We start from the raw sequence: 24,630 nt of genomic DNA on the forward strand, positions 1-24,630 counted from the left end.
GGAGAGGTCACCTCTGCGAGCCAGACAGAGCCATCCGGTGATCTGCAACACACGCCGCCTGCTCTCGGAGCGCTCCGGCTCGGTGGCAACCTCGTGCAGCAACTGCTCAGCATCTGCAGTAAGTTGGGAGCTATCGACTTCGGCGGTACGGTCCGTGCGCACATATTCCCGGACGGCGTGCTCGATCCTCTGCTCCGGACTGCTCCCTCGCCGCCACTGCATGCCGCGTCGCCCCTTTCGCTCTCACCGTCACGATAGCCACGGCCGTGCGAGGTGGGCCAGACGGCGTGCCCGGTGCTGTCCGGCCGGGTAGTCTCGCCGCTGAGCAGCCAACGAGCGGGCGGACGCGGGAGGTTGGGTGGCAGCGGAGGAACTGGCGGACGCCGAGCCCTGGCACTGTGGTGCGCGCGCCTGCCGGGGCTGCGGGAGCAGGCGCGGGCGACCGGTGTGGTCGAGCGCCTCGAGCGCGACGCGGCCAGGGTCCGCGACGGCGGCTCCGCCCAGCGGGCGGTGCGCAAGTGGCTGCAGGACGCGGACGCCGAGATAGCACGGAGCCGGTCGGGCCGCAGCGTCCTGAACATGGCCGGCTTTCCGGGCGCCCCGAGCACGCCCACGGTGAGCGCGGGCCGTTACGGGTGTCCGCTCGGCAAGTGCGACCGTACGGCCGGGCGCGACGCGCAAGGGCACACGCCCGTGTGCCATGCCTTCGGCGCGGCGATGACACCGACGGCGTGACACGTAATGGTGACCGGCATCCTTTCCGAGGTCGGCAAGCACGTCAGCAGCCGCTGGGTCACTACGGTGCTCCTGCCGGGACTGCTGCTGGTCGCGGTGACGGCGGCGGGCTGCCATCTCGGCCACACCCACGCCCTCGACGCCGACGAACTGGCCGACTGGGTGGATCACCTCGCGCGCGAGGCGCACCGCCGCCCGGCGCGGGCGGCGGTGGCCGCCGGGGTGGGGCTGCGGTCGGTGGCGCGGGCGTTGCGCCTCGACCCTGACGAGACCGCGCATGTGATGTCGTTCGTGGAGCACGCCGCGCCGTCCGAGCAGTCGCCGGGGTGGGTGTCGCGGAATCTGCTGTCGCTGGTGGAGTCGCTGGGACCGAACCCGGCCGTGGTGCTCGACCCGCACTGGGACCTGCTGGCGTGGAACTCGGGGTACACGGCGCTGCTCACCGACCTGGCGCGGTTGGCGCCCAGGCAGCGCAATCTGCTGTGGCTGGTGTTCCGCTGGCCGCCGGCCCGTACGCTGCTGGCCAGTTGGGAGCCGGAGGCGCGGAGTCTGCTCGACCAGTTCCGGGCGAAGGTGGCCCGACATCCAGAGGACGGCCGGTATGCCGAGATCACCGAGGAGCTCCTTGCCGACCCGGACGCGGCACGCTGGTACGGCCGTCGGGAGACCTCGGCGTTCCATCCCTCAGTACGCCATTTCCGGCACCCGGTGGCTGGTGATCTCCAGCTGCGGTACGTCAAGCTCGCCGCCGTCGACGAGCCGGGCCACCATCTGCTGGCCTACCTTCCCGACGACCGGGCGACGGAGGAGGCCCTGAGGGTGCTCGTCGGATGAGCCGGTGCCCTTCGTTCGGGCGGGCGCGCAGGCAGCAGTGACGGCCCGACCGTGCCGGCGGGCTGCTCGCGTGGTCGGTGGAACACCAGTCGGCCCGACCGATGGGTGACGGGATGCCCGGCGACCCGCACCTCCACGTCCACGTGACGATCGCCGACATGGGCTTGTGCGAGGACAGCGAGTGGCGCTCGATCGGGAACTCCGGCCAAGACCTGCATCGGCACGCGGCCGTCGCCGACGCGTACTTCCAGGGCAGGGTCCGCGCCCTCACCCACGCCCGGTTCGGTGTGCGCCGGCAGCAGGCCGAGCGCACCGGGGTGTGGAAGGTCGCGGGGATCCCCGAACCGGTGCACGACCTGCTCTCCCGGCGCCACGGCAGCATCGTGGAACTCGCCAGGGACGAGGCCGGGCGCCAGGAGCTCGACCGTGCGGCAGCCGAGACGCTCCGCGCCAAGCACGGGGCCGACGCGACGACGATGCGCGGGAGCTGACGCCGGCGCGCCCTGCAGGCCGGGGCCGACGTCGACGCCCTGGTCGCGGCCGCCGCCCCGGACCGCCCGGCCCGGACAGCGGCCCCACCGTCGACGGATCCGACACCGGCCGCGACCCCACCGCCCGCCGACCTCGCCGCGATCGTGTTCCACCCGGAGACCGGCCTCACCCGCAGCGACTCAAGCGGGTACGCCCTCCGCGTTCCGCGAGGCACCCCTACCGAGGCCGATCCACAGGTCTTGAGCATTGCTTCTGCTCTGCGGGGGCGTTTCGCTGGTGCACGGTCATCAGCAGTGTGCTGGGCCGCACGGTTGCCTCGGCCACGGGCCGGACTGTCTGGTTCGGCGGGAGTTCGAACCGTAGGCGCCGGACGATCGTCGCGATGGCGGTGACCAGCTCGGTGAGGGCGAACCGGTCGCCGATGCACTTGTGTTTGCCTGCCCCGAAGGGGAGATACGCCCCCGGGGTGAACGCCTTGGCCTGCGCGTCCTCCAGCCAGCGGTCCGGGTTGAAGCTGAGGGGGTCGGGAAACAGGGCGGGGTCGCGGTGCAGGACGTGCTGGCAGTAGGCGAGTTCCGTGCCGGCGGGGAGCGACCATGGCCCCAGGCGTGTCTGGGTGACGGTGCGACGGGTGACGAGCCACCCGGTGTGGTGCAGCCGCAGCGTCTCCCGGATGACGCGGTTGATCTTCGCCGGGTCTACGCGCTGGTCTTCCTCGAGCACGGCACGCGCCGCCTGCACATCGCTGGTGTGACCGCGCATCCGACCGCGCAGTGGACGGTCCAGCAAGCCCGCAGCCTCGCCGTCGACCTGGGCCTGCGCTTGGAGTCGCTGCGCTTCTTGGTCCGCGACCGGGACCGCAAGTACACCGAGCCCTTCGACGCGGTCTTCGCGTCCGAGGGCATCGAGACCCTGAAGACGGCGCCGCGGGTCCCACGGATGAACACGCACTGCGAAAGGGTCATCGGGACACTCCGGCGCGAGGCCCTTGACCACCTGCTGATCCTGAACGAAGCCCACGCTCGACGCGTGCTCGACGTCTACGCCTTCCAGTACAACGGCCATCGCCCCCACCAGGCCCGGGGACAACTTCCTCCCCTCGCCCAGGAGCACCCGGCGCCCTCGACCGACTTGACCGCGCACCGACTCCTCCGCACCCGAGTACTCGGCGGCGTCATCAACGAGTACAGATACGCGGCTTGACCAGCAGCGATGAGTTTCTGAACGGCACACGGTCGGCCCAGGCCGCGGCGGGCAGGCCGTGCCCGCCGGCATTGGTCACCGTCCGGCCTGGACGAGCCCTGCCCTGCGCGGTCACGTTCGTCGGACAGCCACCGTTCATGCGGCCCCCTGGAACCTATGACAGGCCACATGTCAAGCAGCGACTTGCCGACACTTCCCGGCGCCCCACCGCCACAGCGGGTGAGTAGACGTCAGAAGATCACCTGCAAGGGCTAATGGCCTTTCAATCTCCCACGCTCCCATCAAATTTGACGGTCAGTCAGATCTCTTTCGAAGCGGCGTAGAGGAGTTCTGCATACCCGATCAGCCCCACAAACCAGGGCTCCCGATTTGCTCGATATGACAGCAATAGGGGGTGTTAGTACGTTCAATCGCACCGGCTGTCACAGCGGGACTGTCTCTGAGGTCTAAGAAGGAGAACAAGCGACATGATCATGACCCGTTCCCACGCGATCGCCACGGCCGTCGCGACCGCCGCAGTACTGACCGCGACCGGCATCACCTACGCCACCGCCGTCCCCGCCCCCCAGGCCCAGGCCCAGGTGACCACGGCCTCCGTCCCCGCCCAGACACTCATGGGCGGGGAAGGCGGCAACAACGGCAAGGGCAACGAAGGCAACGAGCGCCGGGGCAACGAGCGCGGAGGCAACGAGCGCGAGGGCAGGCGCCATTACGAGGGCCGGATCCACATCAACGAGCGCGAATACTCCGGCCGCCCCGACGGCTGCATCACCGTCGTCAGCGGCCTGGGCGCCAAGAGCTTCAACATCCGCAACGAAAGCCGCAACGAGGTCGAGGTCTTCCGCGGAGCCGTGTGCGACAACGGCGCCCCCATCGCCACCGTCGGCCCCCGCAGCTCCGCCAACAACGTCCGCCCGGGCAAGGACGAGGACGAGAACTTCGAGAAGGGCGAGGACCACGGGAAGAAGCACCACGAGGAGATGAATGGCGGCGTGAAGGTCAAGAACGGAGTCATCGCCAGCTTCCGCGTCGTCAAGCGCCACCACGGTGAGAGGGGCGAGGGCGGCGACTTCGGCGACTTCGGCGACTTCGGCGACTACTAAACCCAGCAACCGCCTGATACGCATGCCGCAGAACCCCAGCCCGCCGTAATCGGGCCGGGGCCCTCCGGCCAGGCACACAACACAGAATCCCGGCCCGCCGTAATCGGGCCGGGATTCCCGTCCGGCCCCCGACCCAACGATATCCCTACTCGGAACATCCAGCCCGGGACCGCAAAGGCGCACAGAAGCATCGACGAGGACGGTGCACAGCCGAACCGGCATGCAACCGATCCACTCACAGCACCTCAGCAAACCCGGACTCGTCGCCCTCGACATCACCACAGCCGACGAAGCAACCACCCACGCAGTCATGACCTCACCCGAACAGCAGTAGGCCACATCAGGGACCGGGCCCGAACGGAAAGTGCCCGGTGAACCAGGAGCCAAAGCACGCACGTACACGGACACCCGGCGGCTCCCTGTCGAGTAAACCGACCACCTTCACCAGGCACCAAGCCGGAGCCCGGACCAGTCAGCCACCGGGCGCGTGGCGGGTGAGGTGGGAACGGGCACAGCTCCGCTCTCCTGCGCGCTCCGTCACCGCCGAGCAGGAGGACAGTCTGTCTGCGCAGTGAGTGCTTCGTCGAGCTGGCCGCCGGTGACGGCATGCATGATGCGTCAGCTGGTCGAGCAGCCGAAGGCAGGGACGGGCGCCAGGTAGGCCGCGAGGCCGGCGGCATCAGTGGCGGTGCAGTCCCTGTACCCCGTCCGGCTGCGGTGGGCCGACGGGATGATGCCGGCGTCCTCGTGGTTGCGGACCGCCTGCGTGGACAGGCGATGGCGACGAGCCAGGTCCACGGGCCGCATGTGACCTCCGATTGAGGGTTCCGACGCGGGTAAGCGGAGGATTCGTCGCAGAGTCTGCATCGAGCGTTCAAGAATACGATCCAAGGACATGGCACGGAGCACGCACACCGTGTCCGGAGGCTTCGATCTGACGATGGACGAACTGCGCGTCGTGGCGCGTTACGTGGTTCGGCACGCAGAGGACGTCCTGTCGGTCTTTGAGCAGGCTGTTCCCGATGATCCGCGCCCCCGTGCGGCGATCGACGCGGCCTGGGCGTTCATCAACGGTGCCAACAGGACGAAATTGCAGCGCGTCACTTCGCTCGACGCTCATCGAGCCGCCCGGTCCGCGCCCTCCGAAGCCGCGCGACTGGCCGCGCGATCCGCCGGCGACGCCGCGTCGGCCGCATACTTGCACCCCATCGCCCAGGCCGGCCACGGCCACATCCTGCGGGCCTGCGCAAGCGCTGCGCGCATCGGGGAGATGGGGGCGGGCGGTGATCCCGCGATCGGGGATGCCCTGCTGGAACGGTCGCGGCAGCGTGCGACACCGGTGCTCATCGATGTGTTCTGCCGCAACCCGCCCGCGAGAAGCGACAGCAGTCGTGTCGCCCGGCTGATGAGTACTCTGGATCATTCCCTGCACCAGGCGGCTGACCGGCCGCCAGGGCACACCGCAGCGAGTGGCGCCGATGTGCGCGGGAGGGAGTGCACGTCATGATCCTCCCGAAGGTCCGCGATCCTCGCTTCGTGACGATCCGCCGTGGTGGGACTCTCACTGATGCGGATCACCGTCTCCTCGCTCTATGGGCTGCCTCGTGTGGTTCCGGGACTACAGCGCCGCGAGATTATCGACCAGGTCGTCGAGCCCGAACGAGCCCTGGGAAAGAGCCTTCATGTGCCAGGCCTTGAGGTCGAAGGCGGCACCATGGCGGCGCTTCGCGGCCGCACGGCCCTGGAGCCAGGCGCGTTCGCCGAGCTTGTAGCCGATGGCCTGCCCCGGCCAGCCGAGGTAGCGGTCGATCTCGCCGTTACGGCGGGCAGCCGGGCTGCCGTTGTAGGTGGCCATGAACTCCGTGGCGAGCGCCGGGGTCCAGCGCTCACCAGGGTGAAAACCCGAGTCGGCGGGAATGGCGAGTTCGAGATGCATACCGATGTCGACGATCACCCGGATGGTCCGCAGCATCTGCCCGTCCAGGAAGCCGAGACGGCGCCCGGGTTCAAAGAAGAAGCCCAGGTCGTCCATGAAACGCTCGGCATACAGGGCCCAACCCTCGATGTTCGCGCTGACCATGCCCTCGGTGACCTGGTAGCGGCTGAGCCGGTCGGCGACCGCGACCCACTGAGCGAGCTGGAGATGGTGGCCGGGGACGCCTTCGTGGTACCAGATGCTGACGAGCTGCCAGGTCGGAAAGGTGTCCTGGCCAAGGGTCGGCAGATAGGTGCGTCCGGGGCGGCTGAAGTCGAGGCTCGGGCCCTGGTAGTAGGGCCCGGAGGCGCTGCCCGCGGGCGCAATCCGGGACTCGACCTTGCGGATCGGGCCGGAAAGATCGAAGTGGCTGCCGTCGAGGGCAGCGCTCGCCTCGTCCATCAGCTGCTGCAACCAGTCGCGAACGGCCTCCTCGCCCTTGACCGCGTGGCCGTGCTCGTCCAGGTGGTGCATGGCCTCAAGGAGAGTGGAGCCGGGCAGGACGCGCTCGGCTTCGACGCGCATCTCGGCGAGCGTCCGGTGGAACTCGTCCCAGGCCCAGGCATAAGCCTCGTCCAGATCAAGCTCGGCACCGGTGTTGTAGCGGGCGGCGCGCAGATAGCGCTCTCGGCCGACGGCGTCCGGGGTGTCCGCCGTAGCGGGGACGTAGGTATCGCGCAGCCACTCGCGGAACTCAAAGACGGCAGTGGTGGCTTGGCGGGCGGCGGCGTCCAGCTCGGAGCGCAGCCGCTCGGTACCATCCGCGACGAAGTCCGCGAACCAGCCCGCGCCGCTGCCCGCATGCTGTCCGCCAGCCTCCCCGGTCCAGTCGCCGAGCTGGCCGATCACCCCGGCGGCCTGCCGGGGAGCAGCGAGCAGGCCACGGGAGATCCCCTCGGTGAGGGTGGCCCGGTAACCGTCCAGCGCGCCGGGAACGTTACGCAGCCGCCCGGCCACCGCTGCCCAGTCCTCATCGGTGGTAGTCGGCATGAAAGCAAAGATCGTCCGTACCTGGTCGACATGCGCACCCACAGTGCGCAACTGCCGGAAGTTCTCGCCGGTGTCATGCATCGCGAGCTCGGCCGTGAGACGTTCTCGCAGCAGCCGGGCACAAGCCTGTTCAGCGGGATCGCCCGACACAGGAGCGGCACCGAGCGCGGCCAGACTACGGCGAGCGAACTCGGCATGAGCCTCGAAGCCATCCGGCGAGAGGTCCGGTTGCCGGTAGTCACCCCGGTTCAGACCCAGCCACGCGGAGACCACCGGATTATGTGCGGCCACCCGGTCGAGATAGCCGTCAGCAATACTGCGCGGGGTGATCAATTCATCTGCCATACAGACATCCTGACCTACCATCGAACCCAGCCTTCACAACGCCCAAACCCTCAAGGGCTACACCGGGCAGAGGCGGTGGTCGGCAAGCATCTCCCGGCTGCAGTCGCGCCCCAGCTCATGTGGTCATTGGAGGCGAGCGGCTGGATCGTCAACGCTTTCGAGGCGGTCCGGGGAAAGGAACCAGATCTGCGGCCTGGGTCCGCTGACCTGTCCCCCGTGCTGGACGCGGTCGGTGCGCTGGAGCGGGAGCTGACGCCGTGTCCGGATGGGGTCGCGGGCTGTTCGTCGCGGCCACCGGCAACCAGGGACAGACCTCACCCTGCGCCCCCATCACGCCAGATTTGCCGGGATGCGGAAGCGAGCCCCTCTCACAGACTGCCGTGCGACCCGGGTGTATTCCTGCGTGAGACCTGAACTCCTGGCGTTCGTCGCCGACGGCCCGCTCCCCGACTGGGACGCGGACGAAGAAGAGATCGACAGGCGTGTCCAGCAACTCAACGCGATCCCGAAACCGGTCACGGACGAGGAAGCCCGGGCCCTCGTCTCCTGCTTCGGCCCGGACGACTGCTACGGCGTCGCCTGGACGCTCCTGCACCTCATCGAGACCGGCCCGAACCCCGTCCTGACCACCGAGCCCGGACCGGGCGCCAACGAGTGGCACCAGCGGCTCTACGACCGCGCCGTGTTCGGAGGACTCATCCCGTGAACTTGACGGCATAGCAACGTGAGGTGTCTTGTGCAGCGCGGCACCAAATCCGGTCGTTCATGGCGTCGTTGAGAACGACCTGGTGCTCTTCGGGCACCTCGCGTACGTCCTGGACGACGACCATGGTGCCGTGCTGTGTGCCGTTCTCCCAATGAAGCTCCGCCATCTTGAAGTGGCTGGTCAGCGGGGTGGCGTGACCTGGTTTCGGGGTGCTCGTGCTGGTCGTGGGCGGCAGTCTGTGTTGTAGATCGTCCGGCGGGGTGGTTTCGCCGATGAGTTCACCGTCCTCGAACGGTCTACCCAGCGACACGACCGTTCTCGACAGGAGTGCCATGTCCACCATCCAGCCAGTGATCGTGACTGCCGACCAGGACGTTCTGCTCGGCTTCTATACGAAATTGTTCGGCGCTGAGGAGATCTTCCGGGTACCGGCAGAAGGCCCGGCCTTCTACCTCGGCTTGCGCATCGGCGACACCGACCTCGGGCTGGTGGCCAAGGAGAACCCGGGGACTGGGGCGGCGCCGCGGATCCTGCTCAGCATCGGTGTCGACGACGTCGACGAGACGCTCGGCCGGGTGGAGGCGCTGGGCGGCTCGGTCCGCGGCGGCCCCAACGACATGCCGTGGGGACAGCGCGTCGCCCACATCCAGGACCCCGACGGCAATCCGGTGAACCTCACTCAGCCGATCCCGGCCCGGTGACGCTGTTCCGGGGGCATGTGCTGATCGTGGGCTACCCGCGGTAGAGATCAATTGTCGGTAGTGGCCTCGATGTTCGTCAGGACGAGCAGCGCGCGAAACAGGTGGGTGGCGCGGGCGGGGTCAGTACGGAGCTTGGTGAGGATCCGCCAGTTCTTCAGGTGGGCAAAGCCGCGTTCGACGGGGACGCGTCCGGCGGCCAGGACCCGGTTGGCCTCCTTCTCGGCGGATGAGAGCCTGCGGGCGCGGGTGGCCTTGAAGCCGGTGACGACCACGGGATCGTCCCCGTCGTCGTCCAGGCCAAGGAAACCCAGGCCGGCCAGGGCGCCGAGGCCGGCAGCACGCAGGTGGGCAAGGATGCGGTCGCGGCGGGCGGCGGTGATGTCGTGGGTGCGGCCGGGCCGGGCGGCCGATATCCACACCAGACGGCCCCGCTCGTCGGTCAGCGCGAGGACGTGCAGGCCGTGGCGGCGATGCTTGCCGGAGTAATTCGGGCGGTTCGCCTCTCCGGTACGGCGCTGGGTGGGGATGAGGGTGCCGTCGATCAGGACGACCTCGCCGCCCCTCCGGGCGATCTTCTTCAGGGCGCGGTCCAGGCGAGGGGCCTTCGCGGCCAGCAGGTGGATCAGCTCGTCGCGCCAGCGCCGGATGGTGGTGGCGGAGATGTCGTTGCCGCCGGCCATGTCGGCCAGGCGCTGATCGTGCCGCAGCACGGCCAAGACGATCACCGCGATCCTCCCGGGCGGCAGCGCCCGCCACCTCGACCGTATCGCTTTGAGATGGCGTCGCAGCAGGTCGGTGAGGTAGTGCAGGGTGTGCGTGGACAGCGGCAGGCGGCACTGGTAGACCAGGGAAACCGTGTCTCCGGCGTGCTCTTCGGTTTTCGTCACACAATTCCAACAGCCGCCGGGGGCACCTTGGTTACGCCCCGATCGCCGTGCGGACCGGTCACGGGCGGGTGGTGAACTTCCCGTCGGGTCGTTTGTGCAGCCAACCGCGGTCGGCCAGCTTCGTGAGCTTCCCGCGCAACGGCTCCAGCTGCCCCGTACGCCCACCTCCAAGCCCAGCACCTCGCCGATCTGCCGGGTGGAGACCGGGCCGGCGGCCTGCCGCACCGCGGTCAGGATGCGCTGGTACTCCGCCGGCAGTGCGGACTCAGCCACCCCCGGCCCACGGTCCGGGACCAGCCGTACCGCCCGACCTGCCACCTGGACCACCGGCGACCCGACCTCCGTGCGCTCGTCGGCGAGCAGCTCGCTCATCCGCTGCCATACCCGCTCGGCCACGGCCAGCTCATCGCGCTCAGCTCGTACCTCCGACAGCTGCTTGACCAGCTGCTCTTCGAGTCCATCCAGCTCCGCACGCCGCGCGGCGATCCGCTCCAACACCTCGGGATCCATCATGGGCAGGAGCGTAGGAACGGCACCCGCGACGACGGACGGGAATCCACAAACCCAGTCCCGCCAGACGATCTACACCCCAGACTGCCGCCCACGACCAGCACGAGCACCCCGAAACGAGGTCACGCCACCCCGCTGACCAGCCACTTCAAGATGGCGGAGCTTCAATGATGTTGGCCTTCCACCCGAACTGGCGGGCGGCTTTGCGCATCGCGGCAACTCTGCTGCGCATTTCGGTGGGGCGTGCGGGGTGAGCGTGTCGGGGGCCAGCAGCTGCGAGGTGACGTTGGGGTGTCCGGTCTCCCGGTGCTCGCTCAAAACAGTGCTAGGCCCTCGCCGCTGGTGTCCGCGATGACTGGCCGGAACTGGGCAGGGAGGCCGTCCAGGCGGTCAGGACCGGCCGCGGCGGCCACGGCAGGGGCCGTCTCGGCCAACCAGGCGCGAAACCGCTCGGCGGCTTCGCGGTAGGGGACTCGCGCCAGGACACGGTGCTCGCCGGAGGGGCAGAAGTCGACGGCGACAGTGAGCAGGCAGGAACGGGGCGCCTTCTGACTGCCCGTCCAGGACACGCGCAGGACACCGCAGGGCTTGCGCCCGCGGGGGGCGCGGTGGGTCGGACGCAGCGATCGGCAGGCTGTGTGGGCGGTCCATGCGGCGAGGTGCGGCAGTGGCAGGGTGGTGCGTGCGCGGCAGCCGGGGCAGCGGTGCCAGTGGCGGAGCCAGTCGTCGGTGTCGGTGTGGAAGAGGCGTGTGTAGCGGTTCGCCACGCGGATGTCGTTGCTGTACAGGTGGTCGGGGCGTTCCTGTGTGTTGCAGGACTGGCAGACGGGGGCGCGGACGTAGCCGTGTTCGTGGCAGTGGTCGAGGACGGCGGCGGGCGCAGTGCGGCAGACGGCGCACGCCCACCCAGCCACCCTGCGGGAGGTACCGGGCTTCCTGCTGAGCACCGAGTACAGCTGGCCTTCCAGCTCTTTGTTGTACGGGCGCAGTGCGGCGGTGGGGCCCTCGGGGCTCGTCGTCTGCCGACCGCCGGCGTCTCGGGCCTGCCGGGGGTGGGAGGGCGGCTCGGTGACGGCTGCGCTTGCCTGGCGGGTCCACGCGGCTTGCACCCACTGCGTTTCGGCGTGCTCGGCCGCGTCGAGCAGCCTGACCACAGCGCGCGGCAGCCACCACGTGCGCTGCGTCCCGTCGCGGGTCTGCTCCACGAGTATCTGTCGCCAGTCGATCCCCGCCAGGTGGTACGGCCGGGCGTCTTCACGTGGTGCTGCCCGCTCGGGGCCGCCCAGCTCCTGCAGTTCCCCCGTGATGCGCCGGCGCCAACGCAGCGGCGTTTCCTCGTTGCACTCCTGCCTCGGCGCCCCACGAAACGGACCGATGCGGACGAGGTCTTGCCGATCCATCCCAACCGCGTTCAGTTCCGCGGCCGCCCGGCGCACCTCAGCCTCCGGAACACTCAACTGACCGCCGCTCGACCTCACCGTCGCCACCGCATGGCCGCCGAGCAGGACGTACCCCACCCGGGCATGGGCAGGAGAGCAGGTGAATGCCCCAGAAGCCGTCGGCACAGCACTGTCGGCCGTCAAATCGACCCACAGAGCGTCCGCGGCACCCAGGGTGATCAGGCCGTCCGTGCGACCGGGCATGACACGCTCTGACATACCGACAGGCTAACGGCCGGTCTCCGCAGCGCCGCCCGCATCGCCTCCGCATCTGTGGCCTCGACGACCGCGCGCGACCACAGACCCACTCCGGCATTGGCGACCGGGACCAGGTTCGAGGCCGCCGCCCACCGCCAGGCCGCAACCGGCACCTTCAGCCGGCCCGCTGCCTGGTACCCGTCGTACGCCTCACACATCACGACCACTCCGATCTCACATCGCTGCGATCTCTCGTTTTCGTGTCAGTACGCGACCTGCACGTATACCGCCCGGTGTGGCTTCGTTCACGTCCAGGGGCGGCGTTTGTCTGCCGTTTTGGGCGGCAGTTGCGGATCTTGAGGCCCGTGCTTGATCACGAGAGATAGCAGCGCGGGCGCCATGCAGTGCGCCCTGAGTACCTGTTTCAGAAGCCCTGTCAGCGGCGTGTGGATGGCGACGGCTGAAGGTCGATCACTCATCAGGATGAAAGCAGAATTATCGGCGCCTACATGGACAGATCTCCGTCGGCTGTCGGACGGCCGCCCGAGAGGCTCAAGCACAGGAGTAGGCCATGGCCATGATCCAGACCGGCAAGATCAGCCTCAGCTCTGACAGCGCGATCGAGACGTCGGGGGGCAACACCTCGACCTTCACTCGGGTCACCTTCCCGACTCCGTTCCCGAGGGGGTCCGAGGTCATCGTGCTGCCGTTGACACAGACGTTCAACGGTCCGGACACGCCCGGCGAGTCCACGACGTGACCGAGACGGGGTTCCTGATCCGGCTGAACGAGGTCAGGGTGAACGCCAGCGTCATGAGCGACGGCAAGCACACAACGGAGCAGGTCGGCTGGCTGGCCACCACCGTCTGACGAACGCCTCCGCCGATGAGCCGTCGTGCCCAGCCCTCCGCGTGGCGGCTCATCGGTTGCGACCTGCTGGCGGTGGTGTCGGGAGTGGGCGACCTTCCCTCTACTCGCGCTCTCCCTGGGGGCGGTTGGCGCCCCAGTCCGGATCGCGTACGGGCGTCGGCGCCCGCGTCTCCGTGGCCGGGGCGCGCATGATGCGCCAGCTGGTGCGCGGCGCGGTGACGACGTGGACCAGGGCGACGACGGCCTGGCGGCCGGTGCCGCCCCGGACCCACGCCCCGGTGAAGCGGACCTGGTCGGCCGTCCAGTCGCCCGCACGCTGCCACGGGCGCAGCCGTCCGAGCAGATAGCCGGCCGCGAGCGCGGCAACCGCGGTGATGACGACGCCCATCACGACCACCGCATCCCGACCTCGGACAGCTACTCGATCCGCTCGGGTGTCAGCGATGCGGCCCGGGATCTCTGGTTCCCGACCCACGCACCAAGCTTCAGGTCCACGTCCCGCTGCTCCTGGTCCTCGCCGCCGTCCTCACCCACGGCGATCGTCTCGACGTGCTTGCGCGGGACCTTCAGGTGCCCCTCGCGCTCGAAGAACTGCCGGGCGGCGGCGAGGTGCAGCGCCCACTTTTGTGCCTGGCTGGTGCGGGGCTTGGGCTTTTCGTCCTCGGTGGCGGGTTCGATGCCGAGGACTTGTTCGCACATCCACTGCTGTACCCCGGTCAGCTTCTCCCAGCCCAGCCGCTGCGCCCGTACCCACCGCCCGAGGTCCTCGCCGCGGTGTACGACGACGCCGGGCTCGGTGGGCAGTTCGCCGCCGATCTCCTCCAGGTGGAGGCGGGTGAGGTGGAAGGTGCGCTGCCATTCCACCGGCCAGGCCGGGCACCAGGAGGGGTCGATCTCCTCGAGCTGCTCGCGCCGTTCCTCTGACAGGGCGCCGGCCCAGGACTCCACCGGTAGCCCTTCGGCCTGGCGCTGTTCGAGGTCCAGGGCACGCCGGGCGGCGGCGCGGGCGTTCTTCAGCCAGATCCCCACCTTGTAGCCCTGGTGGGCGGCATCGAGCGGGGCCAAGAGGTGCCCGCTTTCGGCAGCCCACCCCCGGGCGGCGCTCAGGCCCTCCTCCCAGGCGACGTCGAAGTGGGACCAGACCAGGGCAATAGAAGCTGTGCCTGCGAGGACTACGGTGGCGGTTTGTTCGAATAGGTGACGCCCGCGCACGCCGCGCTGCTGTCCGCGCTCGCACACCTTGCCCCGGCCATCGGCGTCGACCAGCTGGCGTTCGTCGCCCGGCTCGCCCAGATCAACCCGCACGCCACCGCCCAGCTCGCCGACTTCCTCGCCCAGGCCATCGACCTACGCCGGAGCAAGCCGGGTGTGAAGCTGAGAGGTTCACGTTGTGAAACCTCCCAGCTCCCTTGATGATCTGGGAGGTGCCTGGGGGGCGAGATGTTCTATCTGTCGGGGATGCCTGGGAGGTTGACCCCTTGTTCTCCCTCGTGGGCGCGTTCCTGGGAAGCGAGCTGGGAGGTAGATCCCCGGATCATCACAGCCCGTCACTCTCTTCCGCCACGGGCGTTGTGCCGGCCATGGACTGGACGCAGCTGCTCAAGGACCTCACAGGCGCGGTAGAGGCGCGGAATCGGTCGGTCACAGCGGTGTGCGTCGCCGAAACCAACGTCACGGAGCTCGCCGCGCAGGCGTTCGCAGCAGGAGCTCAGGAGCGGCGACCGCCGGGATCCTGGCACGCCTGGAGCCTCTGCTCCCACCGAGCCGCCCACCGGTCTGCGCGCCAGTTCAGCCCTTGACCGCGTGTCGGCCAGATGGTCGCGAGCCTATCTACCGTGGTTGCCCTTGCCCTTGCCCTTGCCCTTGCCGTGGTTGCCCTTGCCCTTGCCCTTGCCCTTGTCCTTGTCCTTGTCCTTGCCGTGGTTGTCCTTGTCCTTGCCCTTGCCGCCACCGTGGTCACCCTTGCCACCACCGTGGTCACCCTTGCCACCACCAGTAGGTCCTGCCGGACCAGTAGGTCCGGTGCCGCCCGTCGGACCAGTACCGCCGGTCGGACCAGTAGGTCCGGTACCGCCCGTCGGACCAGTTCCGCCCGTCGGACCAGTAGGTCCGGTACCGCCCGTCGGACCAGTAGGTCCGGTACCGCCCGTCGGACCAGTTCCGCCCGTCGGTCCAGTGGGCCCGGTACCGCCCGTCGGACCAGTTCCGCCCGTCGGTCCAGTGGGCCCGGTACCGCCCGTCGGACCAGTTCCGCCCGTCGGTCCAGTGGGCCCGGTACCGCCCGTCGGACCAGTTCCGCCCGTCGGTCCAGTGGGCCCGGTCGGCCCGGGCGCCCCGACGCAGGACGGCACGGTGATGGTGTTGTTGTCCAGGGTGACCGCGCTAGTACGCGCCAGGGCCCGGCCCTGGATCTCCGTGCCGTTCTGTACCGTGATGGACTCCGAGGCCAGGATGCTGCCCTTGAAATTGGAGAACGTCCCGATCGTGGCGGAGCTGCCCACCTGCCAGAACACGTTGCAGGCCTGAGCCCCATTGACAAGTCTGACGCTGCTCGCCGAGCTTGTGATCAAGGTCGATGCCGCCTGGAAGATGAAGACGGCGCCGGAGTTCCCCCCTCCGTCGAGGGTGACGGCCCCAGTGAGGGCCATTGAGCTTGTGGAGTTGTAGACGCCAGTCGTAAACGTCTGTCCTCCGAGGTCGACGCCCGTCACGTCCCCTGTCGGAGTGCGACCCGCCGCGTCGTTGTAGGCGATGCCCAGGTCGTTCTTTGCCGTGAGAGCGGGACCGTTGGCTACGTTCTGAGCGCCGAAGACGAGACCAGGCGGGAAGTTCGTCACAGAACTCCCTGGGCTGAGCCCGAGGTCTCCGTTGAGAACGGTAGTGGTGACCGTGTTGGTAACCGTTGAGCCGGCCAGCACGGCGTAACTGATGCCGGTCCCCAGTCCCACCGGAGCCTCCGCTGCATACGCGGCGGTGGTGAAGAACGTGGTCGTGCTCAGCAGAGTCACACCGGACAGCACGGCGAAGGACGCCCTGCGCCAGATACGCCTGCGTCGGACTCGCTTGCGCCCGTCTTCCGAGAAGGCAGACGGAGTGGCATCCACAGCCATTGGAGGTGGTCCTTCCTGTTTCGGGGTGGATTGCGTCTGCCGACCCGTAGCCGCTGCCCATCAGGTGACGAACGCCCACCTGAGCACCGAGTCCGCTGGAGCGGGAGACCGCAGAACACGCAGCGAACCCACAGCGACGAATCATCACGCAGACTTCTCCAAGTGCGGAACCATGCGAACATATGACGGCGATAAAGCCAGGAGGCGCGAGGGTGAGTGCCCATCACCTGTCGCACCGTCACGCCACCAGCGGTCGCGCGTAACACCTTCGGCCCAGCGCCCCGGCTCCCCCCCTGTCCACCGTGGTCGGCCCGACCACGAGCCCGACCATGGCCCCTTGTCCAGATCCGCCACCGCGCCGTTCACGGCCGCGTTCCTCCTGGACCACGCTCGTTACCGGCCGCCGTCAGACTGCGGTCAAGGGGTGCCCGTGCACGCTGCTCCCTCGGTCACCGCCCCACCCTGGGGCGGTCCGAGCGAAGGAGCCACGACGATGACGGCACACCGACCACCAGCCGGCGCCCGGCACGCCCGCCCCGACCAGGAGCCCGACCAGCACCGGGCCGTCCAGGTGAAGTTCCACCCTGGGCTTGGACAGCGGGTGTTTATGCTGCGGGAGTGAGGTCTTGCGTCGCCAGAGCTCTGGTCTCGATTGGGGTGACGTAGCCGTACTCGGGGTGCTTGCGCAGGCGGGTGCGGTTGTACTCGACCTCGATGACCCTGTTGCCCAATTGATCTCACGCGGCGAGGTCGAGGGCTGCGAGGTGGGAAGTGCGCGTCGGTGCGAGTGCAGTTCCGTACCACCAAGCGTCGAGTCGGATCAAGTTGATGGCGGTGGCCATGAAGATGTGGGCCAGGCGCGTCTTCGCCAGGCTGGTGCAGCGGGTGCGGCGGGCTCCGGTGGTAGCAACGGCCTGGTGGATGGTGCCTTCGACTCCCGCGCGGGCCGCGTAGCGGGCCCTCCACTCCTCGGTGTCCTGCTCAGCCCGGACGCGTTCGAGGAGGATGTCTTGGTCCTGGGGGCGGACGGTGAGTTGCCGGCCGTACTGGGTCGAGCGGGTGCACTGGTCGCGCACCGGGCAGGGCGCGCATGTCTGGGTGGCGAAGCGGATCCGGACCGCCAGACGGCCGCTGTGGTCGTAACCCTCAGTCCAGTACCTGCTGTTCGCTCCGTTCGGGCATGTCGCCTGCCGGGCGTCCCAGTCGATGGTGAAGAATATTTTGCCGTAGCCGGCGGCCTGGACAGCCTGGCGGGTGCTGTTGGGCCTGACCGGACCAACGACTTCGACACCGCGTTCCGCCGGTGAGGTCAGCAGCAGTTCGGCGGAGACGTAGCCGGAGTCCAGGAGGTGCTCGGATGGCAGCAGGCCCTTGTCGTCGAGGCGATCGTGGATCTGCTCGACGACCGCCGCGTCGTGGACCGTGGCATCGGTGGTGATGACGTGGGTGATCACGTGCGGGCGCCCGACCTCAGCGGGGTCGTCGCAGGTCTCGCTGAGATGGACCTTGTAACCGTCCCAGCCCGAGCCGCGCTTGACGGCATAGCGGGAATCTACGTCGTAGGGCGAGGTGACCCTGGCTCTGCTGGGCGGGCAATCCTCCTTGCCCCGCCATGCCACCTCCTCGATCCCGTCGGTCACTGTGCGGCCGAACTGCTGCAGCCACACCGTCCGCAGGACGACGACGGCGGGGACCTCCCGCAGCCAGCCCGGCGCTGTGGGTGCGAAGACTGCCTCGAGCAGCCGGTATCCGTCTGTGGCGATCTGCCGCGCAGCGGTGGGGCCGGCTGAGAGGGGGCTCCAGCAGACCCCACCAGCCCCAACCGGCCAGCTGGCCGCAGGCGATTCGCGCCGTCCGGGCCTGGCTCGACCCCTGGACCACCCTCCAACGGTGCTGGCGAGCCTGGAGCAACGCACCCCCGCCACCCGAACTTCAAGCCCTGATCAACGCCGTCGGCGCAGGCCACCCACTCGATCTCTACTCCCCGGTCTAACAAAACACCGCTAGCCCCTTCCCGACCGAGGGAGCCGCGCGGAAGCGGGGACCGGCCGCTGATGGAGCGCCGGCCCCCGCTCCACCGCGTTCCGCTGTCCCCGCACGCACGCCCGTGACGGACGGTGTGATCGGCGAACTCCAACGCCATCTCGGTGGGGAGAGGTCCAGCACCGACCTTCACGATTCCATCATGAAGATCGCGCCTTATGATCATGAGGCTCATGACATGGACAGTCCATGCGCAGAGTGTGCACTCCTCAAGGAGAAACAGTGAGATCGAGCACTGAAGGCGGAACGTTTCGCCATCGGATGCGACACAGACCGACGGCCACGGGACGCATAGCCCTGTCCCTGGCCGCCGTGCTGCTGGCGGAAACCGCGCTGCTGTCGGTCGCCACCGGTACCGCGTTCGCCGGCCCGGCCGCCGACGCGGACCAGGCTGTGCCCAAGAAGCCCGCTCCGAGCGCAGCAGCGAACTCCGCGGATTCCGTGGCAACGGCACTGCTGATGGCGCGGCTTCAGGATCGGAGGATCGAGGTGGCCCCGGAGCGCACCGCGACCTCGACCACCTACGCGCTGCCCAGCGGTGAGTTGCAGACCACGACGTACGCCGGACCGATCCGGACGAAGGTGGGCGGCACGTGGCGGAACATCGACACATCGCTGCTCGACACCGGCTCCTCCCTGGAGCCCGCCGTGACAGTGGCCGACATCAAGGTGTCGGACGGTGGTGACACGGCACTGGCCTCGGTCTCCAAGGGCGACAAGTCGTTTGAGATGGGCTGGGGCGAATCGCTCCCCACGCCCGACGTCAAGGGCGACACCGCCGCCTACGACCTCGGTGACGGCCAGACCCTGACCGTCACCGCCCTGTCCCAGGGCTTCTCTCAGAACGTCGTGCTGGGCAAGGCACCGAGCCGGGCCCCTGAGTACCGTATCCCCCTCAAGCTGGACGGGCTGAAGCTGTCGCAGGCCGACTCCGGGCGTCTGCTGCTCAAGGACCGCGACGGCAAACTGGTGGCCGAGGCGCCGGCCCCGATGATGTGGGACTCCTCCCGGGACGACGCCTCCGGCGAGTCCCGTCACCAGGCACCGGTCGACACGGAGATCGAGACCGCGGCCGACGGGTCCCAGACCCTCGTCCTCTCCCCCGGAGCCGACTACTTCGAGCGGGACCTGACCTACCCGGTCACCGTCGACCCGACGTCCACGCTGGCGGCCACCACCGACACCTGGGTGGCGACCAACTACCCCGACTCCCAGGTCTCCTCGACCGAACTCAAGTCGGGTACGTACGACGGCGGTACGACGAAGGCCCGCTCGTACCTGATGTTCGACGTGTCGAAGTTCAAGGGCAAGCGGATCACGGACACCAACCTGGCGCTGTACTCGTACTACTCCTCGACGTGCCAGACGACCGGGGCTGGCACGCAGGTGCGCCGCGTCACCTCGTCCTGGTCGTCCTCATCCGTCACCTGGGGCGCTCAGCCCTCCACGACGGCCACCGGTGCCGTGACCAACAAGGCGGCCCTCGGCTACGACCCGGCCTGCCCCGCCGGCACGATGAACTTCGACATCGACGCCATCGTGCAGGCCTGGGCCGACGGCTCCGCCAACTACGGCCTCCGGGTCGCGGGCGCTTCGGAGACCGACTCCCTGACGTGGCGTCGCTTCCGGTCCGCCAACTACGTCTCCGGGGACGGATCCACCGAGCCGCACCTGACCGTGACGTACAACTCCTACCCGGCTCTGCCGAGTTCGCTCTCCATCTCCCCTTCGCAGCTCAACGCCTACAACGGGAAGCGGTACGTCACCTCCCTGACGCCAACGCTGTCGGCGAAGGTCACCGACCCCGACGGTGCGAATACCAGGGCCCAGTTCGAGATCACGGCCGATCCGGCGTCCGCGGACACCACCTACGCGTACACGGGCACAAGTCCCGCGGTGGCCTCGGGCTCGGTGGCCAAGCTGACCGTACCGTCGGCCAGTGCGCTGCCGGCGGGCAAGCACCTGCGCTACCGGGTACGGGCGTACGACGGGGCCGACTACGGCGCCTGGTCCGGCTACACGGTGTTCGTGCTGAACACGGCAAAGCCCGCAGCACCTGCCGTCTCCTGCGACGTCTATGAGCAGAACGGCTGGACCCCCAAGGCGGCCGGCGCGGTGACCTGCACCCTGGACACCGTCTCCACCGACGGCGCCGGCTATCACTGGGGCCTGGACGACGCCGGAACGCCGAACCGGAAGCTGGACACCGTCAAGGGCACCGGCGGCGACGAGCTCACCATCTCGATCGCACCGGGCGACGGCTGGCACACGCTCTACGCCCGAACCGTGGACTCCGGCGGGAATCTCTCCACCACGACCGCCTACTCCTTCGGCGTGGGCAGCGACGGGGCCGCGATCCTGTCACCGTCCGACGGCGACGAGACGGCCCGACGGCTGACGCTGGCGGCCAGGGGGCTCCCTTCCTACACGGGCGTGACCTGGCAGTACCGGCGAGGTGAGACGGACTCCTGGCGCACCGTTCCGGCCGGTGCCGTCACCGCGTCCGGTGACGCCGTGTCCGCGTGGCCCGTACCGGTCACCGGTGGCGCTGCCCCCCAACTGGTCTGGAACGTGGTCTCCACCCTCGCCGAGGACGGCGTGATCGAACTGCGTGCGGCCTTCACGGACGGCACCGCCACCGGACAGTCCCAGACGGTGGAGGTCACCCTCGACCGCGATGCGGGCAACGCTCCCAGCGCTCCGGTGGGGCCCGGCTCCGTGAACCAGCTGACCGGGGACTTCACCCTGTCCGCCACGGACGCCTCGGCGCTCGACACGACCGTGGGCCGCGTCTTCTCCTCACGGACCAACGCGACGGACACCGAAGGCCAGGCGGAGATCTTCGGACCCGGGTGGACCTCGTCCGTCGCCTCGCAGAGCACGTCCTTCACTCAGATCCGGGCGACGTCGAGCACCTCCCTCGAGGTGCTGAACGCGGACGGGAGCACCATCGCCTTCACCAGCACCGCGGGCGGCGGATGGGCGGCTCAGCCGGGCCATGACGCCCTGAAGCTGACGGGCACCCTGTCCGGGACGAAGTTCACCCTCACCGACACCGACGCGAACACCACGGTCTTCGCCAAGGCGACGGCCGGATCCGCCACCTGGTCCCTGTCCTCCACCGCGGCCGCGGTGGCGGATTCCGCGGTGACCGTCGCCTCCGAGTCGGTGGTCACCGGCGGCGAGACGCTGGCGCGGCCGAAGTACATCATCTCCCCGACCCCCGCGGTCGCCGCGTCGACCTGCCAGGCCGAGCCGTCCGCACGGGGCTGCCGCGTCCTGGAGTTCGTCTACGCCGACGCCACCACCGCAGCGGGCAGCACCCTGGGCGACTACAAGAACCGGGTCAGCAACGTCAGGCTGTGGGCCACCAGCCCCGGCGCCACACAGGCGACGGCCGAGACCCTGACGTCGTACGCCTACGACACCTCCGGGCGCCTGCGCACCGTGTGGGACCCGCAGATCAGCCCGGCTCTCAAGACGGCGTACACCTACAACGCCGATGGCCGGATCGAGACCCTGACGGAACCGGGCCGGGCCCCGTGGACCTTCGTCTACGGCACGACCGGATCGGCTGCGACGGCCGGCGCAGGCATGCTGCTGACGGCTTCGCGCCCGGCACTCGCCTCCGGCTCGGACAGCCAGGTTTCGGGAACCGCCGTCACCAGCCTCGTCTACGATGTGCCGCTGACCGGCGCCAAGGCACCGCGCACCATGGACTCCGCGTCGGTGGCCGCCTGGGGCCAGAAGGAGGCTCCGACGGACGCCACAGCGGTGTTCCCGCCCGGTTCCGTTCCTTCCTCCCACAACGGGGGCGACCTCACGTCCGACGCGTACGACGCTGCGACGATCACGTACGTCAACGCCGGCGGGCAGGAGACCAACACCGCCAACCCCGGTGACTCCCTCACCGCCACCCAGTACGACGCGTTCGGCAACACCCTCTCCGAGCTGACCGGCGAGAACCGCAACCTGGCGCTGGGAACCGCGAACGACGCGGCCGACAGGCTCGCGACGCTCGGTCTCACGCACCTGTCCACGGCCGAGCGGGCTCAGCGGCTCTCCGCGGTCTCCGAGTATTCCGCGGACGGCAACCGGCTGCTGCACGAGTACGGGCCTCTCCACGAGGTCGTCCTCACCCGGGACCTGACCGGCTCCACCGCCGATTCCACCCTGACGGCGGGCACAACCGTGCCCGCCCGACTACACAAGGCGTACAGCTACGACGAGAACCGCCCCTCCGACGCCAAGCTGGCGGACCTGGTGACCACCACCCGTACCGGCGCCTTCGTCGAGGGCTACACCAAGGACGGCGACGTCCGCACGCTGACGGCCTCCTACGACTGGGCCACGGGCCAGACGAAGGCGACCGGCGGCGACGACACCACCGGCCTGGTCACCGAGTACGGCGCCGACGGGAAGGTGTCCGCCACTCGCACCGCGCGGTCCAGCGGATCGGACTCCGGAACCATCCGGTACACGTACTACACCGCCGGCGGCACCGGGAGCTGCGCCGGTCGGCCGGAGTGGGCGGGTCTGGTCTGCCGGACCGCTCCAGCCGCCGCCGTCACCGGCAACGGTGGCAACCCCGCCGAGAAGCCGACCACGGTCTATACCTACGACCGTTGGACCCAGCTCGCCACCAAGACGGAGACCGCCAACGGCCAGACCCGCACCACCACGATCACCAAGGACAACGCCGGCCGGCCGGTGAAGACGGCTGTCACGGGGGGCGCCGGACAGGCACTGCCCGACACCACGGTCGCCTACGACCCCGCCAACGGGCAGGTGGCCACCCGCACCTCCGGCGGTCGGACCATCGCCTACGCCTACGACACGCTGGGGCGCCCGACCTCGTACGACGACGGCGCGGGCAACCGCACCGCAACCGCGTACGACATCCTCGACCGACCGGTGAAGGTCACCGACTCGGTCCCCTCCACCCGGACGTCGACCTACGACCTTGCCGGAAACCGGAAGACCCTCACCGACTCGGTCGCCGGAACCTTCACCGCCTCCTACGACGCCGACGGCACCCTCACCTCCCAGACTCTGCCGGGCGGTTCCACACTCACCGTCACCACGAACACCTCCGGAGACGAGACAGGACGCGTCTACTCCGACGCCGAGGGCAGCACCATCCTCTCGGACAACGCCCGCTACACCGTCCACGGCGAACAGATCGGACACACACAGACCGACGGCTCGACCACCGACACCACCTTCGGCTACGACGCGGCCGGACGCCTCGCCCGCGCCACCGACACCACGGCCACCGGCTGCACGATCCGCGCCTACACTCTCGACGCCGCCAGCAATCGGACCGCGCTGAAGACCACCACCGACGACTGTGACAGCACGACCGACGACGCGGTGGTCACCACCACGTCGCACAGCTACGACAGCGCCGACCGGCTCGTCGCACCGGGTGTGGCCTACGACGAGTTCGGCCGCACGACGTCCGTCGACGACAGCCGGCTGACGTACTTCGCCAACGACCTCGTGCACAGTGAGACCGTCGGCTCCCGGCGGACCACCTGGTCGCTGGACGCGGCCGGCCGCCTGGCCCTCACCACGGATCAGACCCGTGACGAGGCCGGCAACTGGTCCACGACGGCTACCACGACGAACCACTACGGCTGCGACTGCGACAGTCCCAGCTGGACCAAGGCCTCCGCAGGCTCGGTCAGCCGCAACGTGTCCGACGCGGGCGGTGCGCTCGGCGCGATCACGACGGCCACCGGCGGAGTGGTTCTCCAACTCGCCAATCTGCACGGGGACGTGGCGGTCCAGCTCCCGCTGGATCCCGCTGCCGTACCGACTGTCCAGCGCTTCGACGAGTTCGGCAACGTGCTCGACGGCACGGTGTCCGCCGCCTACGGATGGCTGGGCGCCTACCAACGCGACAGCGGCACACTCAGCGGGATCACGCTCATGGGGGTGCGCCTCTACCAGCCCACCTCAGGCCGATTCCTCCAGGCCGACCCGGTGTACGGGGGCAACGACAACGACTACGAGTACTGCCGTGGAAACCCTGTCTCCTGCACGGACCTGACGGGTGCCTACTCCTATTCGTTCTCGTACAACCTCGGTGGCTACTTCAGCTCCGCCAAAACCGTCTTCAAGTGGATCCGCAATCACTTCTGGGTCTTCCCGCTCAGCGGCTGCGGCGCCACGCTCAACAGGGGCGAGCGCTGCAACCTCAAGCCCGTGCTGGGGCCGGTCAAGGTGGAGAAGCTGACGTCGACCTACTTCCAGTTCCTCTCCCTGAAGGGGCACTTCGAGGGCCCCGGAAAGCGGCTGCGATTCACCTTCTCCAAGAGCTGGGGCATGGTCTACATGAAGGCCAAGGCATGGGGGCCCAACAAGACGAAGTGCGATAACAACACCTACTGCTCAACGGCGAACAAGATCGCTGCGAGGACAGGGTTCGCCCTCTTCGCCAGCAACATCTCGTTCTACACGAGCCTCTACGGAGTATGGTGATCC

Annotated in this window: 22 protein-coding genes and 1 pseudogene; 13 read left to right on the plus strand and 10 right to left on the minus strand. The window is 68.9% G+C overall.

The features are described 5' to 3' along the window. Positions 1–447 precede the first annotated feature (447 nt). The 3 genes from OH735_RS01130 to OH735_RS01140 all read left to right on the plus strand — a co-directional run bounded on the left by OH735_RS01130 (position 448) and on the right by OH735_RS01140 (position 2,060). Positions 448–735, plus strand: a complete 288-nt coding sequence (locus OH735_RS01130) for a hypothetical protein (RefSeq protein WP_406378658.1) — start codon at positions 448–450, stop codon at positions 733–735. Positions 736–741: 6 nt separating this feature from the next. After that, the gene (locus tag OH735_RS01135) at positions 742–1,569 is read left to right on the plus strand and encodes an XRE family transcriptional regulator (RefSeq protein ID WP_406378660.1); all 828 of its coding nucleotides are present in this window, start codon (positions 742–744) and stop codon (positions 1,567–1,569) included. A 62-nt stretch (positions 1,570–1,631) separates the two neighbouring features. Next, positions 1,632–2,060 (plus strand): relaxase domain-containing protein, encoded by a 429-nt coding sequence (locus tag OH735_RS01140; protein WP_406386350.1) that lies wholly within the window; start codon positions 1,632–1,634, stop codon positions 2,058–2,060. Positions 2,061–2,277: 217 nt separating this feature from the next. Here the strand turns inward: OH735_RS01140 and OH735_RS01145 are convergent, their stop codons facing one another. Further along, positions 2,278–2,823, minus strand: coding sequence for a cytochrome P450 (locus tag OH735_RS01145; RefSeq protein WP_406378662.1), 546 nt, complete (start codon positions 2,821–2,823; stop codon positions 2,278–2,280). On the opposite strand from OH735_RS01145, the pseudogene OH735_RS01150 reads away from it, so the two are divergent. From OH735_RS01150 to OH735_RS01160, 3 genes and pseudogenes are all read left to right on the plus strand, one after another. Next, positions 2,737–3,264: pseudogene (locus tag OH735_RS01150) on the plus strand (integrase core domain-containing protein); the annotation flags it as partial. The gene OH735_RS01145 and the pseudogene OH735_RS01150 sit on opposite strands and share 87 nt — an antisense overlap. 467 nt (positions 3,265–3,731) lie before the next feature. After that, the gene (locus OH735_RS01155) at positions 3,732–4,367 is read left to right on the plus strand and encodes a hypothetical protein (RefSeq protein ID WP_406378664.1); all 636 of its coding nucleotides are present in this window, start codon (positions 3,732–3,734) and stop codon (positions 4,365–4,367) included. A 220-nt stretch (positions 4,368–4,587) separates the two neighbouring features. After that, on the plus strand, positions 4,588–4,701 hold the full coding sequence (locus OH735_RS01160) for a DUF6207 family protein (RefSeq protein ID WP_406378666.1): 114 nt from the start codon (positions 4,588–4,590) through the stop codon (positions 4,699–4,701). Between the two features lie 284 nt (positions 4,702–4,985). On the opposite strand, the gene OH735_RS01165 is transcribed toward OH735_RS01160, so the two are convergent. Next, positions 4,986–5,174 (minus strand): MerR family DNA-binding transcriptional regulator, encoded by a 189-nt coding sequence (locus OH735_RS01165; RefSeq protein WP_406378667.1) that lies wholly within the window; start codon positions 5,172–5,174, stop codon positions 4,986–4,988. Between the two features lie 109 nt (positions 5,175–5,283). Here OH735_RS01165 and OH735_RS01170 point away from each other — a divergent pair, with 109 nt between their 5' ends. Further along, a complete protein-coding gene (locus OH735_RS01170; protein ID WP_406378668.1) occupies positions 5,284–5,874 on the plus strand; it encodes a putative immunity protein in 591 nt (196 codons plus the stop codon). 111 nt (positions 5,875–5,985) lie between these two features. On the opposite strand, the gene OH735_RS01175 is transcribed toward OH735_RS01170, so the two are convergent. After that, positions 5,986–7,677 carry a DUF885 domain-containing protein gene (locus tag OH735_RS01175; RefSeq protein ID WP_406378670.1) on the minus strand — a complete coding sequence of 564 codons (1,692 nt, stop codon included), beginning with the start codon at positions 7,675–7,677 and terminating at the stop codon, positions 5,986–5,988. Between the two features lie 403 nt (positions 7,678–8,080). Here OH735_RS01175 and OH735_RS01180 point away from each other — a divergent pair, with 403 nt between their 5' ends. Continuing rightward, positions 8,081–8,383, plus strand: a complete 303-nt coding sequence (locus tag OH735_RS01180) for a hypothetical protein (protein ID WP_406378672.1) — start codon at positions 8,081–8,083, stop codon at positions 8,381–8,383. On the opposite strand, the gene OH735_RS01185 is transcribed toward OH735_RS01180, so the two are convergent. Further along, positions 8,373–8,717 carry a hypothetical protein gene (locus OH735_RS01185; RefSeq protein ID WP_406378674.1) on the minus strand — a complete coding sequence of 115 codons (345 nt, stop codon included), beginning with the start codon at positions 8,715–8,717 and terminating at the stop codon, positions 8,373–8,375. The genes OH735_RS01180 and OH735_RS01185 overlap by 11 nt on opposite strands. On the opposite strand from OH735_RS01185, the gene OH735_RS01190 reads away from it, so the two are divergent. Beyond that, complete coding sequence (locus OH735_RS01190) at positions 8,716–9,084, plus strand: VOC family protein (protein ID WP_406378675.1); 369 nt, start codon at positions 8,716–8,718, stop codon at positions 9,082–9,084. The two genes, OH735_RS01185 and OH735_RS01190, sit on opposite strands and share 2 nt — an antisense overlap. 47 nt (positions 9,085–9,131) lie before the next feature. Here OH735_RS01190 and OH735_RS01195 read toward each other — a convergent pair whose 3' ends face one another. Together OH735_RS01195 and OH735_RS01200 are read right to left on the minus strand one after the other, a co-directional pair. Beyond that, on the minus strand, positions 9,132–10,484 hold the full coding sequence (locus tag OH735_RS01195; RefSeq protein ID WP_406378677.1) for a transposase family protein: 1,353 nt from the start codon (positions 10,482–10,484) through the stop codon (positions 9,132–9,134). Positions 10,485–10,795: 311 nt separating this feature from the next. Further along, positions 10,796–12,139, minus strand: a complete 1,344-nt coding sequence (locus tag OH735_RS01200; protein ID WP_406378679.1) for an endonuclease domain-containing protein — start codon at positions 12,137–12,139, stop codon at positions 10,796–10,798. Positions 12,140–12,689: 550 nt separating this feature from the next. On the opposite strand from OH735_RS01200, the gene OH735_RS01205 reads away from it, so the two are divergent. Then, positions 12,690–12,878 carry a hypothetical protein gene (locus tag OH735_RS01205; protein WP_406378681.1) on the plus strand — a complete coding sequence of 63 codons (189 nt, stop codon included), beginning with the start codon at positions 12,690–12,692 and terminating at the stop codon, positions 12,876–12,878. Positions 12,879–13,088: 210 nt separating this feature from the next. Here the strand turns inward: OH735_RS01205 and OH735_RS01210 are convergent, their stop codons facing one another. Next, positions 13,089–13,376, minus strand: a complete 288-nt coding sequence (locus OH735_RS01210) for a hypothetical protein (protein WP_406378683.1) — start codon at positions 13,374–13,376, stop codon at positions 13,089–13,091. A 29-nt stretch (positions 13,377–13,405) separates the two neighbouring features. Then, entirely contained in the window at positions 13,406–14,227 is an 822-nt protein-coding gene (locus OH735_RS01215; RefSeq protein WP_406386351.1) for a helicase associated domain-containing protein, read from the minus strand. Here OH735_RS01215 and OH735_RS01220 point away from each other — a divergent pair. After that, positions 14,186–14,401 carry a hypothetical protein gene (locus OH735_RS01220; protein WP_406386936.1) on the plus strand — a complete coding sequence of 72 codons (216 nt, stop codon included), beginning with the start codon at positions 14,186–14,188 and terminating at the stop codon, positions 14,399–14,401. The genes OH735_RS01215 and OH735_RS01220 overlap by 42 nt on opposite strands. A 413-nt stretch (positions 14,402–14,814) precedes the next feature. Here the strand turns inward: OH735_RS01220 and OH735_RS01225 are convergent, their stop codons facing one another. Next, positions 14,815–15,996 (minus strand): ice-binding family protein, encoded by a 1,182-nt coding sequence (locus OH735_RS01225; protein WP_406378685.1) that lies wholly within the window; start codon positions 15,994–15,996, stop codon positions 14,815–14,817. Between the two features lie 595 nt (positions 15,997–16,591). Between OH735_RS01225 and OH735_RS01230 the strand changes: the two genes are divergently transcribed. Further along, positions 16,592–16,720: a hypothetical protein gene (locus OH735_RS01230; protein ID WP_406378687.1), complete on the plus strand. Its 129-nt coding sequence runs from the start codon at positions 16,592–16,594 to the stop codon at positions 16,718–16,720. Positions 16,721–16,835: 115 nt separating this feature from the next. Here the strand turns inward: OH735_RS01230 and OH735_RS01235 are convergent, their stop codons facing one another. After that, the gene (locus OH735_RS01235; protein ID WP_406378688.1) at positions 16,836–17,765 is read right to left on the minus strand and encodes a transposase; all 930 of its coding nucleotides are present in this window, start codon (positions 17,763–17,765) and stop codon (positions 16,836–16,838) included. Positions 17,766–18,402: 637 nt separating this feature from the next. Here OH735_RS01235 and OH735_RS01240 point away from each other — a divergent pair. After that, complete coding sequence (locus OH735_RS01240) at positions 18,403–24,627, plus strand: DNRLRE domain-containing protein (protein ID WP_406378689.1); 6,225 nt, start codon at positions 18,403–18,405, stop codon at positions 24,625–24,627. Positions 24,628–24,630: the final 3 nt, after the last annotated feature.

The organism is Streptomyces sp. NBC_01618 (genome assembly GCF_045209435.1).
Classification (GTDB): Bacteria; Actinomycetota; Actinomycetes; order Streptomycetales; family Streptomycetaceae; genus Streptomyces.

Excerpts from the sequence above, each read along its gene's own strand:
- OH735_RS01135 (WP_406378660.1), top strand. The coding sequence starts at position 742 with ATGGTGACCGGCATCCTTTCCGAGGTCGGCAAGCACGTCAGCAGCCGC.
- OH735_RS01145 (WP_406378662.1), bottom strand. The coding sequence starts at position 2,823 with ATGCGCGGTCACACCAGCGATGTGCAGGCGGCGCGTGCCGTGCTCGAG.
- OH735_RS01155 (WP_406378664.1), top strand. The coding sequence starts at position 3,732 with ATGATCATGACCCGTTCCCACGCGATCGCCACGGCCGTCGCGACCGCC.
- OH735_RS01160 (WP_406378666.1), top strand. The coding sequence starts at position 4,588 with ATGCAACCGATCCACTCACAGCACCTCAGCAAACCCGGACTCGTCGCC.
- OH735_RS01165 (WP_406378667.1), bottom strand. The coding sequence starts at position 5,174 with ATGCGGCCCGTGGACCTGGCTCGTCGCCATCGCCTGTCCACGCAGGCG.
- OH735_RS01175 (WP_406378670.1), bottom strand. The coding sequence starts at position 7,677 with ATGGCAGATGAATTGATCACCCCGCGCAGTATTGCTGACGGCTATCTC.
- OH735_RS01190 (WP_406378675.1), top strand. The coding sequence starts at position 8,716 with ATGTCCACCATCCAGCCAGTGATCGTGACTGCCGACCAGGACGTTCTG.
- OH735_RS01185 (WP_406378674.1), bottom strand. The coding sequence starts at position 8,717 with ATGGCACTCCTGTCGAGAACGGTCGTGTCGCTGGGTAGACCGTTCGAG.
- OH735_RS01195 (WP_406378677.1), bottom strand. The coding sequence starts at position 10,484 with ATGATGGATCCCGAGGTGTTGGAGCGGATCGCCGCGCGGCGTGCGGAG.
- OH735_RS01200 (WP_406378679.1), bottom strand. The coding sequence starts at position 12,139 with ATGTCAGAGCGTGTCATGCCCGGTCGCACGGACGGCCTGATCACCCTG.
- OH735_RS01205 (WP_406378681.1), top strand. The coding sequence starts at position 12,690 with ATGGCCATGATCCAGACCGGCAAGATCAGCCTCAGCTCTGACAGCGCG.
- OH735_RS01210 (WP_406378683.1), bottom strand. The coding sequence starts at position 13,376 with ATGGGCGTCGTCATCACCGCGGTTGCCGCGCTCGCGGCCGGCTATCTG.
- OH735_RS01230 (WP_406378687.1), top strand. The coding sequence starts at position 16,592 with ATGACGGCACACCGACCACCAGCCGGCGCCCGGCACGCCCGCCCCGAC.
- OH735_RS01240 (WP_406378689.1), top strand. The coding sequence starts at position 18,403 with ATGCGACACAGACCGACGGCCACGGGACGCATAGCCCTGTCCCTGGCC.